We start from the raw sequence: 12,513 nt of genomic DNA on the forward strand, positions 1-12,513 counted from the left end.
CCCTGTCCCGGCCGGACCGTCGCCCATCAGCAGCCGTGCTCCGCCGGAGCGTCCGCCAGAGCGTTCAGCAGGCCGCCGAGCACCTCGCGCTGATCGGCGGTCAATGGAGCCAGGATCTCCTCTGCGGCGCCGGTTCGCGCGTTGCGCAGGCGGCGCAGCGTGGCGCGGCCGGTGTCGGTGAGCTCGATCCTTATGACACGGCGGTTCTCCGGGTCGGGCACGCGGCGGACGCAGTCGGCGCTCTCCAGGCCGTCGACCAGCGTGGTCACGGCGCGGGGCACCACTTCCAGGCGGGCGGCGAGGTCCGCCATCCGGGGCGGGCGCACCGTGGAGAGGTGGGCGACGGTGCGCAGCAGCCGGGACTGGGCCGGGGTGATGCCGAGCGGCTCCAGATGGCGCTTCTGGATGCGGTGGAGCCGCCGGGTCAGGCGGAGCAGCTGCTCGGCGAGCACGCCGTCGGTGGTGTCGGTGGTGCCGGCGGAGTCGGTGCCGTCGGTGCTCTCGGCCGTCCGGACGCTGTCGGTCTCGGAAGCGGTGCTCATGCTGCGGTCCTCATAATGGGAACGATATCAGGACCAGATTCATTGTGAGTATAGGTAACAATGAGCTATGCTCATTCGAGTCTCGTCACCTGTCATGAAGGAGGCCCATGCGCCCCAAAGAACCCGAGTGGGAACCCTCGAAAGAATCCCTCGACCCCAGCGGCCCCGCCCCGGACGAGCGGCCGCGTGAGCTGCGCCGCATCGTCGGCCTCTTCCGGCCCTACCGGGGCCGTCTCGCCGTCGTCGGCGTGCTGGTCGCCGCCTCCTCGCTGGTCGGAGTCGCCACTCCCTTCCTGCTCAAGGAGGTCCTCGACGTAGCGATCCCGCAGGGCCGTACCGGGCTGCTCAGCCTGCTCGCCCTCGGCATGATCGCGACCGCGGTCGTCACCAGCATCTTCGGCGTGCTCCAGACCCTGATATCCACCACCGTCGGCCAGCGCGTCATGCACGATCTGCGCACCGCCGTCTACGCCCAGCTCCAGCGGATGCCGCTGTCGTTCTTCACTCGCACGCGCACCGGCGAGGTGCAGTCCCGCATCGCCAACGACATCGGCGGCATGCAGGCCACGGTCACCTCCACGGCGACCTCCCTCGTCTCGAACGCGACGGCCGTCATCGCCTCCGTCGTCGCGATGCTCGCGCTCGACTGGCGGCTCACGCTCGTCTCGCTCGCCCTGCTGCCCGTCTTCGTGTGGATCAGCCGTCGGGTCGGCGGCGAGCGCAAGAAGATCACCGCGCAGCGCCAGAAGCAGATGGCCGCCATGGCCGCGACGGTCACCGAGTCCCTGTCGGTCAGCGGCATCCTGCTCGGCCGCACGATGGGCCGCGCCGATTCGCTCACCACCTCCTTCGCGGAGGAGTCCGAGAAGCTCGTCGACCTCGAAGTGCGCTCCAGCATGGCCGGGCGCTGGCGGATGTCCACCATCGGCATCGTCATGGCCGCCATGCCCGCGCTCATCTACTGGGCGGCCGGCATAGCCCTGCAGACCGGAGCCCCCTCGCTCTCGGTCGGCACCCTCGTCGCCTTCGTCACCCTCCAGCAGGGCCTGTTCCGGCCCGCCGTGAGCCTGTTGTCGACCGGCGTCCAGATCCAGACCTCGCTGGCGCTCTTCGCCCGCATCTTCGAGTACCTCGACCTGCCGGTGGACATCACCGAGCGCGAGGACCCCGTCCGCCTGGACCGCGCCAAGGGCGAAGTCCGACTGGAGGACGTCCACTTCGCCTACGACACCAAGAGCGGCCCCACGCTGACGGGCATCGACATCACGGTCCCGGCCGGCGGTTCCCTCGCGGTGGTCGGCCCGACGGGATCCGGCAAGAGCACGCTGAGCTACCTCGTGCCCCGGCTCTACGACGTCACCGGCGGCCGGGTCGCCCTCGACGGCGTGGACGTGCGCGACCTCGACTTCGACTCCCTGGCCCGCTCCATCGGCGTGGTCTCCCAGGAGACGTACCTCTTCCACGCCTCCGTCGCCGACAACCTGCGCTTCGCCAAGCCCGACGCCACCGACGAGGAGATAGCGCAGGCGGCGCGCGCGGCCCAGATCCACGATCACATCGAGTCCCTGCCGGACGGGTACGACACCCTGGTCGGGGAGCGCGGCTACCGGTTCTCCGGCGGAGAGAAGCAGCGTCTGGCCATCGCCCGCACCATCCTGCGCGACCCGCCGGTGCTCATCCTCGACGAGGCCACCAGCGCGCTGGACACCCGCACCGAGCACGCCGTGCAGCGCGCCATCGACAACCTCTCCCAGGGCCGCACCACCATCACCATCGCCCACCGCCTCTCCACCGTCCGTGACGCCGACCAGATCGTGGTGCTCGACGGAGGCCGGATCGCGGAGCGCGGCACCCACGAGGAACTGCTGAAGGCCGACGGCCGGTACGCCGCCCTCGTCCGGCGCGACCGGGAGAGTGCCCTCAAGCCGGAGACTCCGGCGTCCGAGGGGCTCCTTGCCGGGGCGCTCGGTTCCGAGATGCGCAAGGCGGATCTGCTCAAGCCCGGGACGTTCAAGCCGGACACCCTGCGCGGCACCGAGCCGACCCCGGTGAACGTGTGATCGTATGACCGGCACACGGGTCGGATGTCGGGAATCCGGTGGTTCGCGGGTTAGCGTGCCCGCATGCCTCATGAGAACCGGCCGCCGTCACCGCGCCGTTCCCGGCTCACCCGCCGGGGCAGGCTGGCGCTCTTCCTCGGAACCGCCCTGGGACTCGGGGCAGCCCTCCTGATCCCGCTGTTTCCCGGCGAGGAACCGCCCGAGAAGCCGCGCCAGTTGCTGATCCCCGAGGGCTGGCGGGCCCCGCAGGTCTACGCCGCCATCGACCGCGAACTGAAGCTCCCGGCCGGCTCCGCCAAGGCCGCGGCCGCCGCGGCCGTCCTGCCCCTGCCCGCCGAGGCGAAGGGCAATCCGGAGGGGTACCTCTTCCCGGCCACCTATCCGGTGACCTCGAAGTCCACCCCGGCCTCGCTGCTCACCTACATGGTCGAGACGGCCAACAAGAGCCTCGCCACCAAGGCCGTCGCGGACGGCGGCAAGGCCCACGGGATGACCCCGTACCAGACGGCCACCCTCGCGAGCATCATCGAGGCGGAGGCCGAGACCCGCGGGGACATGGGCAAGGTCGCCCGGGTGGTCCACAACCGGCTGGCGAAATCGATGCCGCTCCAGATGGACTCCACCATCAACTACGCGCTGAACCGCTCCACGGTGGACACCAAGCTGAGCGAGACGAAGATCGACAGCCCCTTCAACACGTACGAGCGCCAGGGACTGCCGCCCACTCCGATCGACAGCCCCGGCCTGCAGGCCATGGCGGCCGCGGTGGCCCCGACACCCGGGGACTGGCTGTTCTTCGTCACCGTGAAGCAGGGAGACACCCGCTTCTCGGCGACGTACGAGGAGCACAAGCGGCACGTGGCCGAGTTCAACCGGATCCGGGCGGCCTCGCGCGCCACCTGATCCGAAGGAGACGGTCTAGCGGATGCCCGCCCGGGTGCGGGTGAGCAGGCGGTGGATCTCCCGGGCCGCGGCGCCGCCGGCGCGGTTGGCGCCGATGGTCGATGCCGAAGGTCCGTAGCCGACCAAGTGGATCCGCTCGTCGCGCACCGCTCGGGTGCCGTCGAGCCGGATGCCGCCGCCCGGCTCGCGCAGGCGCAGCGGAGCCAGGTGGTCGATGGCCGGGCGGAAGCCGGTGGCCCACAGGATCACGTCCGCTTCGACCCCGCTGCCGTCCGGCCAGGCGGCTCCCGTCCTCGTGAGGTGGTCGAACATCGGCCGGCGGTCCAGGACCCCCGACTCCAGTCCGCCCCGGACGGCCTCGTTCAGCGGCAGCCCGGTGACGCTGACCACGCTCCGGGGCGGCAAGCCCTGCCGTACCCGGTCCTCCACCAGGGCCACCGCCGCGCGACCCTGCTCCTCGCCGAAGCTCCCGTCGCGGAACACCGGGGGCCGGCGGGTGACCCAGGTCGTCTCCGCAGCCACCTCGGCGATCTCCAGCAGGTGCTGCACCGCCGAGGTGCCGCCGCCCACCACGATGACCCGGGCTCCGGCGAACTCGGCCGGCCCCGGGTAGTTCGCCGTGTGCAGCTGGCGGCCCCGGAAGAGTTCCTGCCCGGGATAGCGCGGCCAGAACGGCCGGTCCCAGGTCCCGGTGGCGTTGATCAGCGCCCGCGCCGACCAGGTCCCGGTCGCGGATTCCACCAGCAGCCGGCGGTCCGCCCCGTCGCGTACGGCGGTGACGTCCACGGGGCGGCGTACGCGCAGGTCGAAGCGGTCCTCGTAGGCCGCGAAGTACTCCGCGATCACCTCGGAGGACGGACGCAGCGGATCGGCGCCGGTGAGTTCCATCCCGGGCAGCGCGTGCATGCCGTGGACCTTGCCGTAGGTGAGCGAGGGCCAGCGGAACTGCCAGGCGCCGCCCGGGCGCGGCGCGTGGTCCAGGACCACGTGGTCGATCCCCGCCCGCGCCAGGTGGTAGGCGCCGGACAGGCCGGCCTGCCCCGCGCCCACGACCACCACGTCCACGTCCTGCACCGCGAATTCGTTCACGGTTCTACCAACTGGGAGTCGCGCCGAGATCTTCCCGGAGCCGGAGCCGGAGCCGGAGCCGGAGCCGGGGAGATCTCGGCCCCCGGCCCCCGGCTCAGCGCGCGAGCAGCCCGCGTGCCGCGAGCTCCGGAGTGACCCCCTCGCCGAACCAGTACGCCTCCTCCAGGTGCGGGTAGCCCGACAGCACGAAGTTCTCGATCCCGAGCGCGTGGTACTCCTCGATCCGGTCCGCCACGTCCCCGTGGCTGCCGACCAGAGCGGTGCCGGCGCCGCCGCGCACCAGCCCGACCCCGGCCCACAGGTTCGGGGAGATCTCCAGCTTGTCGCGCGAGCCGCCGTGCAGGGCCAGCATCCGCTGCTGCCCGACCGACTCGCTCGCGCCCAGCGCCGCCTGCGCCGTGGCGATGGACGCGTCGTCCAGGTCGCCGAGCAGCCGGTCCGCAGCCGCCCAGGCCTCCTTCGCCGAGTCCCGGGAGATGGTGTGCAGCCGGATGCCGAACTTCACCGTCCGGCCCCGCTCCTCGGCCAGCGAACGGATCCAGTCGATCTTCTCCTTCACCTCCTGCGGCCGCTCGCCCCACGTCAGGTACACGTCCGCGTGTTCGGCGGCCACCGGGCCCGCCGCGGCCGAGGACCCGCCGAAGAAGATTTCCGGCAGCGGGTCGGGCGGCAGCGCCGTCAGCCCGCCGTCGATCCGGTAGTGCTCGCCGTGGAAGTCGAAGGGCTGACCGCCCCAGACGCCCCGTACGACCGAGAGGAACTCGGCCGTGCGCGCGTAGCGGAGATCGTGGCCCAGGTGGTCGCCGAACCGCCGCTGCTCCGCCGAGTCGCCGCCCGTCACCACGTTGAGCAGCAGCCGCCCGCGCGTGATCCGCTGGTAGGTGGCCGCCATCTGGGCGGCCAGCGTCGGCGAGATCACCCCCGGCCGGAAGGCCACCAGGAACTTCAGCCGCTCGGTGTGCTGCGCGAGTGCCACCGTCGTCAGCCAGGCGTCCTCGCACCAGGTGCCGGTCGGGGTCAGCACCGCCTCGAAGCCGAGCCGCTCGGCCGCCTTCGCGATCTGCGCGAGGTACTCGATGTCGGGCTCGCGCACCCCGGCGGCGGCATGGTTGTTGGCGTAGGCGTGCCGGTCGACCAGGGTGCGGCCGTCGCCGCCGGTCGGCAGGAACCAGTGCAGTCGTACCGTCATCAGGAGTCCTTCCCGTACGTGCGCGCGGGGGTGGTGGAGGGCGGCAGGTTCCCGTTGAAGCGGGTGTCCACGAAGTCCTTGAAGACGACCTTGCCCGGGATCAGCTTCAGCTCGGTGAAGGTGTCGGCGATCTTCTGCTCGGAGGCCACCGCCGCATCGTCCACGGCCACCGGGACCCGGGTGCCGTTGCTGCGCTTCACGGCGTCGAAGGCCACCTCGTACGGCAGCCCGGTCTCCTTCGACCAGACCTTGGCCCACTCCTCCGGGTGCTTGAACACCCACTCCTGGGCGCGCTGGAGGCGCAGCAGGTAGTCCCCGATGGCCTTGCTCTTGCCCTCGTCCGCCAGCGCGCCGGGCGCCGCCACCTGGAAGCCGAGCCCGTTGACGACCCCCTCGCCGGTGGTCAGCACGCGGGCGCCGGAGCGCAGCACCTGGGAGGTGTACGGGTCCCAGACCGCCCAGGCGTCGACCTTGCCGCTGTTGAAGGCGGCCAGTGCGTCGGCCGGCTGGAGCAGGCTGATCTGCACGTCGGCCGGGGTCAGGCCGGCCTGCTGGAGGCTCGCGATGAGCTGGAAGTGCGCCGAACTGCCCTGCGCCACCGCGATCTTCTTGCCGCGCAGCTCGGCGGGGGACTGGAGGGCGGAGCCCTTGGGCACGAGGATCGCCTCGCCGCTGGAGGAGCCGTGGGTGGCCGCGACCACCGTGATCTTCGACTTCGCCGCGGCGGCGAAGACGGGCGGGGTGTTGCCGACGCCGCCGATGTCGACGGCCTTGGCGTTGACGGCCTCCAGCAGCGGCGGACCCGAGGTGAAGGTGGACCACTTGATCGCGTAGTCCAGCTCGTCCAGTTCACCGGCGGCCCGCAGCAGCGACTCGTAACCGCCCTTCTGGTCACCCACGCTGAGGGTGACCTTGGCGCCGCTCTTGGCGCCGTCCTTCGAGCCGGAGCCGGTGTCCGCGGCCGAACTTCCACCGCAGGCGGTCAGGACCAGCGACAGCGGAATCAGCGTGGCGAGCAGGGGCAGGGTGTGACGTCTCATGTCGCTTCTCTTCGCTCTCTCGTACGGGAACCAGGGCAGGGGACGTGGAGGGGCCGGTCGGAGCTCAGCCGACGCCGAGCTCGGCCAGCAGCCGGGCGCGCAACGCGGCGAAACCGGGGTCGCCGACCGAGCGCGGCCGCTCCAGCGCCACCTCGGTGTCGTGGGCGATGCGGCCCTCGTCCATCACGAGCACGCGGTCGGCCAGCAGCACCGCCTCGTCGACGTCGTGCGTGACCAGCAGCACCGCGCAGCCGCGCCGCTGCCACAACTCGGCCACCAGCCGCTGGGCGTTGATCCGGGTCAGCGCGTCGAGCGCGCCGAACGGCTCGTCCAGCAGCAGCAGATCGGGCTCGCGGACCAGGGCGCGGGCCAGGGAAGCCCGCTGCGCCTCGCCGCCGGACAGGGTCTTCGGCCAGGCGTCGGTGCGGTGTTCCAGCCCGACCTCGGCCAGCGCCCGCTCCGCGCGGTCGCGTTCGGGGCGCCCGGGCAGGCCGAGCAGCACATTGCGCCAGACCCGCTTCCAGGGCATCAGCCGGGGCGCCTGGAAGGCCACCGCCCGGCGCTCGGGCACCAGGACCTCGCCCTCGATCTCCCGGTCCAGACCGGCGAGCACCCGCAGCAGGGTGGACTTCCCGCAGCCGCTGCGGCCGAGGAGCACCGTGAACTGACCTGCGCGCAAGGTCAGATCGAGTCCGTCGATGACGGGCCGGCCGTCGAAGGCCCGGGTCAGCCCCCGGACCCGTACGGCGGTATCGGCCGGATCCGCCGCGACGGTGGTGGCGGTGGCGGTGGCGGTCACTGGCCGGTGAAGGTCGGTCGCCATTGCAGCAGCAGCCTTTCGAGAGCGCGGACGATGAGGTCGGCGGTGAGGCCGAGGAAGGCGTAGACCACGAGGCAGACGACGATGACGTCGGTGCGGAAGAACTCGCGGGCCTGGTTCATCAGGAAGCCGATACCGGCGTCGGCGTTGATGGACTCCCCGAACACCAGGGCCAGCCAGCCGGTGGCCAGCGAGTACCGCAGCCCGGTCATGAAGCCGGGCAGCGCGCCCGGCAGCACCACGTGCCGTACCAGGCCCCAGCGGCCCAGCCCCAAGGCCCCGCCCGCTTCGATGAGTTGCTCATCGACCCCGCGGATTCCCGCGTACACGTTCAGGTACAGGTGGAAGGCCGTGCCGAGGGCGATGAGGGCAACCTTCGGCGCCTCGCCGATGCCCATCCAGATGATGAACAGCGGGATGAGACCCACCCAGGGCACCGTGCGCAGCATCTGCACGCTGGCGTCGATCAGGTCCTCGCCCAGCCGGGAGAGCCCCGAGAGCAGCGCCAGTACCGTCCCGACCGTCCCGCCCAGGACGAGACCGATCGCCACGCGCTGGAGCGACACCCCCATCGCGGCGGGCAGGGTGCCGTCCCCGATCAGGCCGGCCGCGGCGCTCGCGATGGTCGAGGGCGGAGCGAGCGTGTCGGCGGGCAACCAGCCCAATCTGCTGGCCAGTTGCCAGGCGGCGAGCAGCAGGAGCGGGCCGATGGTGCGCCGCGCCCAGCGGGGCGGGGAGCGTCGTTTCGCCGAGGCGGGTACGACCGGTACGAGCGCGGGGGCGACGCCGGCCGAGTGCGCGGATGGCGTTTTGGGGGATATATCCGGCCGCGCATGGCTGGTGAGGGTCATGGGTGCTCCACGGAAGGGGAGGGGGAGGGGAGGAGGGGGAGGGCGAGGCAGGGGGGAAGCGCACACCCGTCGACCCCCGCGCCCGTACGGAGGCGGAGTCCAGGAGTCGCGGAGCTCGGATAACCGGAGCCGCGGAAGGCCGGAACCACGGAGGACCGGAGCCGCGGAGGACCGGAGCCGCGGAGGACCGGAACCACGGAGGACCGGAACCACGGAGGACCGGAACCACGGAGGACCGGGGCTCAGGGGGATCGGCGGCTCAGGAGATCAGCGTCTCGGCAGACCAGGGGCTCAGGGCGCGCGAAAGGGGAGCGCGGAGCGCTCCTGCCACAGGTGAAAGGGCGTCAGCAGCCGCGGCAACACGCGGCGGAGGCCACCCGCAGCAGGTCGATGTGACCGCGCGTGGTGAGCATGACTGAACGCAACATGCGGCGAAACTTAGCCATTCGCCCGCCACGGGTCAATGGCGTCTCGCCCCCTGGGATGTCGATCTCTCCCGTCGGGACGCGATCCGTCAGGAGCGGTGCGCGCGGAGCGTTGCCAGGACCGGGTCCCTGGGTTGGAGGGTGAGTCCCGGGAGGACCCTCGCCCGGGTCGGACCGCTGTCCAGGTGGAAGCGCTGGGCCACGACGGCCAGCACGAGGGCCGCCTCGACCAGGGCGAAGCGGGCGCCCAGGCAGGCGCGCGGGCCGCCGCCGAAGGGGAACCAGGCGTGTTCCGGGATCTGGTGAGCGGCGTCCGCATCCCACCGCTCGGGGCGGAAGGCCTCCGGCTCCGGGAACCAGCGCTCGTCCCGGTGCATCGACCACGGGCTGGTCCACACCGACAGGCCGGCCGGGACCGGACGCCCGCCGAGGGTGGCGCCCTCCCGCGCCACCGCGGAGATCAGCCAGATCGGCGGATAGATCCGCAGCGCTTCCTTGACCACCTGCTGGGTCCAGGGCAGCCGCGCGTAGTCCTCGTACGCGGGCAGCCGGCCGCCGAGCACCCGGTCCAGCTCCTCCGTCAGTCGTGCGCGGGCCTCCGGCGCCCCCGAGAGCAGCTGCCAGGCCCAGGTCAGGGTGGTGGACGTGGTCTCGTGGCCGCCGATGTACAGGGTGATCGACTCGTCCCGCAGCTCCGTGCGCGACAACGGCCCGCCGTCCTCGTCGCGGGCCGCGAGGAGCCTGCTGAGCAGGTCGTCCCGCTCCTCGCCGGCCGCCGAGGCCGCCTCGTGCTCCCGGATGACGTGCTCGATCTCGCGGTCGAGTACGTCCACGGCCGCCCGCATCCGGCGCCGGCCCGGAGTCTGCACCCACGGCGGCAGGAACATGGTCACGCCCCGGAACTCGGCGCCGAGTTCGCGCTGCGCCGTGGCCATGGCGGCGCTGATGGGCGCCTCCCGGCCGGCGGCGTCGCTTCCGAACAGGGTGCGCACCGCGATCCGTTGGGTGAGGCCGGCCATCTCCCGGTGCACGTCGATCCGCGCGCCGTCGCTCCAGCCGGAGACCAGTGCGTCGGCGCACTCCACCATCGTGCCGGCGTACGCGCGGACTTGGCGCGGCCGCACCGAGGGCTGGACCAGCGCCCGCTTGCGCCGCCAGTCCTCGCCGGTGGCCACGACCACCCCGTTGCCGAGCAACTGGCGGAAGGCCCAGCCCAGTTCGGTCGGGCTGAAGGTGGACTCCACGGCGCCGAGCAGCTCACCGGCGTGTTCCGGCCGCGAGACCAGGACGTTGCGCTGCGGGCCGAGCGCCCAGGGCACCCAGTCCCCGTACTCGTCGCGCAGCGACTCGAAGAAGGCCAGCGGATCGCGGGCGAAGGCGGGGAGGTTCCCCAGCAGGGGCCAGCGGCGCGGTCCGCGCTCGGAGCCCGTGGGCAGCAGGGTGGCGGTCACCCCGGCATGGTGACAGCGCCGCCCCCAGGACGCCAGAGCATCCGGGAACCCCGGGCCGCCGGAGGAAGCGCCGGGGCCGGGGCGCCCGGTCGGCTCAGGCCGCCCGCGCCGCGGTGAGCCAGGTGTAGGCGCTCTCCGCGCTGAACTCCGTCTGCCCGGAGGGGAAGAGGAGCGCGGCCGCCGCGAAGGCCGGGTCGTCCGCGGTGGCCGCCACGTACGGGACCGCCACGCACCGCATGCCCGCGGCCTGCGCGGCCAGGGCGCCCGGCGCCGCGTCCTCGACGACCACGCAGTCGGCAGGCTCCGCGCCCAGCCGGCGCGCCGCCTCCAGGAACACGTCGGGGGCGGGCTTGCCCTGCGCGACCTCCTCGGCGGAGACCACCGTGCTCAGCAGCGTGTCCAGCCCGGTGCCCGCCAGGACCGCGTCGATCGCCTCGCGCGAGGAACCGGAGGCCACCGCCATCGGGACGCCCTCGGAGTGCAGCCGCCGCACGAAGGCGCGCATCTCGGGATAGGCCTCGGTGTGGGTCCGGGCGAGCTCCAGGTAGGCGGCGTTCTGCTCGGCGAGCAGCTGCTCCACCGGGGCCGGGATCCCGTACTCGTCCCGGAGGATCTCCAGGGTTTCCAGGGTGCCGATGCCGATGTACCGGGAGTGCTGCTCCCAGGTGAAATCGGGGACCCCGTGGCGCTCCAGCGTGCGCCGCCCGGACTCGTAGTAGTTCGGCTCGCTGTCCACGAGGGTGCCGTCGAGATCGAATATGACGGAGATCATCCGTAGTGCCCGTCCTGCCGGTGCCTGTCCTGTACCTGTCCCGACCATCTTGTCAGGGTTTGCGCGCTGCTCGTCCCACGGACTCGACGAGGGGGAGGAGCCGGTGCGGCACCCGCTCGCGCAGCGCGACCTCGGTCCGGGTGCGCACCACACCGGGCAGCCGGATCAGCCGCTGGATGACGTCTTCCAGATGTGCGTTGTCCCGCGCGGCCACCCGGGTCAGCAGGTCCCCGCCGCCGGTGATCGAGAAGGCCTCGATGATCTCCGGTACGGAGGCCAGCGCGTCGCCGACCTCGTCCAGGTGCCCCTGGGTGACCTCGATGTGCACGAAGGCCAGGACGGGATGACCGAGCGCTGCGGGGGAGAGCGCCGGCCCGGTCCCGGTGATCACCCCGGTGCGCTCCAGCCGGTCGAGCCGTGCCTGGAGGGTGCCGCGCGCGACGCCGAGGATCCGGGCGTACTCCCGGACGCTGGTGCGCGGCTGCTCGATCAGCAGGCGCAGGATCCGTGTGTCGAGCTCGTCCACCGCCATGCCGCGACTGTACCAACGCGTCCCCGATATCAGTACGTACCCGATCAAACCCCCCGTGACCCGCGGCGGCTCGGGCCGGGACGCCGGGGCGGCCGGGGCAGGAAACCGCTGGTGCGGGCCCGGTACGCGGCGTAGCCCGGGCGGTCCGCCATGTGCCGCTCCAGCAGCCGCTTCCCGCTGCCGCCGATCAGCAGGTACGACATCACGAGCGGGGAGACCACCGACACCGCCACCGCTCCGCCCGAGGTCCAGGCGGTCAGCGACAGCCCCCACCACACGCAGAAGTCGCCGAAGTAGTTCGGGTGCCGGGTCCAGGACCACAGGCCCCGGTCCATGATCCGCCCACGGTTCGCGGGATCGGCCTTGAAGCGGGCCAGCTGGTGGTCGCCGACCGCCTCGAAGAGCAGCCCGCACAGCCACAGCGCGGCGCCCGCCACCGCCAGGGCCCCGGGGCGCCCGGTCGCGTACGCCGCCGCCTGCACGGGCAGCGAGATCAGCCAGACCAGGGACGCCTGGAGCAGGTAGACCATGCGCAGCGCGTACAGGTTCCGGTTGCCCGGGGCCTTGGCGAGCATCCGCTCGTAGCGCGGGTCCTCGCCGTGCCCCCGGCCCCGCCACGCGATGTGCCCGGCCAGCCGCAGGCCCCACACCACCGCCAGGACCGCCGGCAGCGCATGACGGCCGCCCGACAGCGCGCAGGTGGCCACCGCGACGGCGACGAAGCCCAGGCCCCAGGCCACGTCCACCACGCGGTGCATGCGCAGCCGGACCCCGACGGCGAAGGCGGCCAGCATGACGGCGAGGGCCGCCCCCGCCGAGACCGCCAGGTTGAGTCCGAA

At 72.5% G+C, this 12,513-nt stretch carries 12 protein-coding genes; 2 read left to right on the forward strand and 10 right to left on the reverse strand.

Translation table 11 applies throughout. The features are described from left to right. Nucleotides 1–26: 26 nt before the first annotated feature. Complete coding sequence (locus OG276_RS33290) at nucleotides 27–542, reverse strand: MarR family winged helix-turn-helix transcriptional regulator (RefSeq protein WP_266911071.1); 516 nt, start codon at nucleotides 540–542, stop codon at nucleotides 27–29. Between the two features lie 107 nt (nucleotides 543–649). On the opposite strand from OG276_RS33290, the gene OG276_RS33295 reads away from it, so the two are divergent. Further along, a complete protein-coding gene (locus tag OG276_RS33295) occupies nucleotides 650–2,602 on the forward strand; it encodes an ABC transporter ATP-binding protein (protein WP_266911073.1) in 1,953 nt (650 codons plus the stop codon). Nucleotides 2,603–2,665: 63 nt separating this feature from the next. Then, nucleotides 2,666–3,505: an endolytic transglycosylase MltG gene (mltG, locus tag OG276_RS33300; RefSeq protein ID WP_266911075.1), complete on the forward strand. Its 840-nt coding sequence runs from the start codon at nucleotides 2,666–2,668 to the stop codon at nucleotides 3,503–3,505. A gap of 15 nt (nucleotides 3,506–3,520) precedes the next feature. Here the strand turns inward: mltG and OG276_RS33305 are convergent, their stop codons facing one another. The 9 genes from OG276_RS33305 to OG276_RS33345 form a co-directional block, all read right to left on the reverse strand. After that, nucleotides 3,521–4,594: an FAD-dependent oxidoreductase gene (locus OG276_RS33305; RefSeq protein ID WP_266911077.1), complete on the reverse strand. Its 1,074-nt coding sequence runs from the start codon at nucleotides 4,592–4,594 to the stop codon at nucleotides 3,521–3,523. A 94-nt stretch (nucleotides 4,595–4,688) separates the two neighbouring features. Continuing rightward, complete coding sequence (locus OG276_RS33310) at nucleotides 4,689–5,783, reverse strand: LLM class flavin-dependent oxidoreductase (protein WP_266911079.1); 1,095 nt, start codon at nucleotides 5,781–5,783, stop codon at nucleotides 4,689–4,691. After that, nucleotides 5,783–6,823 (reverse strand): ABC transporter substrate-binding protein, encoded by a 1,041-nt coding sequence (locus tag OG276_RS33315; RefSeq protein WP_266911081.1) that lies wholly within the window; start codon nucleotides 6,821–6,823, stop codon nucleotides 5,783–5,785. Before OG276_RS33315 ends, OG276_RS33310 begins: the two co-directional genes overlap by 1 nt. Before the next feature lie 64 nt (nucleotides 6,824–6,887). Further along, a complete protein-coding gene (locus OG276_RS33320; RefSeq protein ID WP_266911083.1) occupies nucleotides 6,888–7,646 on the reverse strand; it encodes an ABC transporter ATP-binding protein in 759 nt (252 codons plus the stop codon). Further along, on the reverse strand, nucleotides 7,619–8,494 hold the full coding sequence (locus OG276_RS33325) for an ABC transporter permease (protein WP_266911085.1): 876 nt from the start codon (nucleotides 8,492–8,494) through the stop codon (nucleotides 7,619–7,621). The genes OG276_RS33320 and OG276_RS33325 overlap by 28 nt, the downstream gene beginning before the upstream one ends. Nucleotides 8,495–9,008: 514 nt before the next feature. After that, on the reverse strand, nucleotides 9,009–10,370 hold the full coding sequence (locus tag OG276_RS33330) for a cytochrome P450 (protein ID WP_266911087.1): 1,362 nt from the start codon (nucleotides 10,368–10,370) through the stop codon (nucleotides 9,009–9,011). 94 nt (nucleotides 10,371–10,464) lie between these two features. Continuing rightward, a complete protein-coding gene (locus tag OG276_RS33335; RefSeq protein ID WP_266911089.1) occupies nucleotides 10,465–11,142 on the reverse strand; it encodes an HAD family phosphatase in 678 nt (225 codons plus the stop codon). Nucleotides 11,143–11,194: 52 nt separating this feature from the next. Further along, nucleotides 11,195–11,674: an Lrp/AsnC family transcriptional regulator gene (locus tag OG276_RS33340; protein WP_266911092.1), complete on the reverse strand. Its 480-nt coding sequence runs from the start codon at nucleotides 11,672–11,674 to the stop codon at nucleotides 11,195–11,197. Between the two features lie 44 nt (nucleotides 11,675–11,718). Continuing rightward, on the reverse strand, nucleotides 11,719–12,468 hold the full coding sequence (locus tag OG276_RS33345; protein WP_266913334.1) for a DUF1295 domain-containing protein: 750 nt from the start codon (nucleotides 12,466–12,468) through the stop codon (nucleotides 11,719–11,721). Nucleotides 12,469–12,513 lie beyond the last annotated feature (45 nt).

It is taken from the genome of Streptomyces sp. NBC_00086, from assembly GCF_026343255.1.
Classification (GTDB): Bacteria; Actinomycetota; Actinomycetes; order Streptomycetales; family Streptomycetaceae; genus Streptomyces.

Bases quoted from the DNA above. Each gene is read 5' to 3' on its own strand.
- OG276_RS33315 (WP_266911081.1), bottom strand. From the start codon at position 6,823: ATGAGACGTCACACCCTGCCCCTGCTCGCCACGCTGATTCCGCTGTCG.
- OG276_RS33325 (WP_266911085.1), bottom strand. From the start codon at position 8,494: ATGACCCTCACCAGCCATGCGCGGCCGGATATATCCCCCAAAACGCCA.
- OG276_RS33320 (WP_266911083.1), bottom strand. From the start codon at position 7,646: ATGGCGACCGACCTTCACCGGCCAGTGACCGCCACCGCCACCGCCACC.
- OG276_RS33335 (WP_266911089.1), bottom strand. From the start codon at position 11,142: ATGATCTCCGTCATATTCGATCTCGACGGCACCCTCGTGGACAGCGAG.
- OG276_RS33345 (WP_266913334.1), bottom strand. From the start codon at position 12,468: ATGCTGGCCGCCTTCGCCGTCGGGGTCCGGCTGCGCATGCACCGCGTG.
- OG276_RS33295 (WP_266911073.1), top strand. From the start codon at position 650: ATGCGCCCCAAAGAACCCGAGTGGGAACCCTCGAAAGAATCCCTCGAC.
- mltG (WP_266911075.1), top strand. From the start codon at position 2,666: ATGCCTCATGAGAACCGGCCGCCGTCACCGCGCCGTTCCCGGCTCACC.
- OG276_RS33340 (WP_266911092.1), bottom strand. From the start codon at position 11,674: ATGGCGGTGGACGAGCTCGACACACGGATCCTGCGCCTGCTGATCGAG.
- OG276_RS33290 (WP_266911071.1), bottom strand. From the start codon at position 542: ATGAGCACCGCTTCCGAGACCGACAGCGTCCGGACGGCCGAGAGCACC.
- OG276_RS33310 (WP_266911079.1), bottom strand. From the start codon at position 5,783: ATGACGGTACGACTGCACTGGTTCCTGCCGACCGGCGGCGACGGCCGC.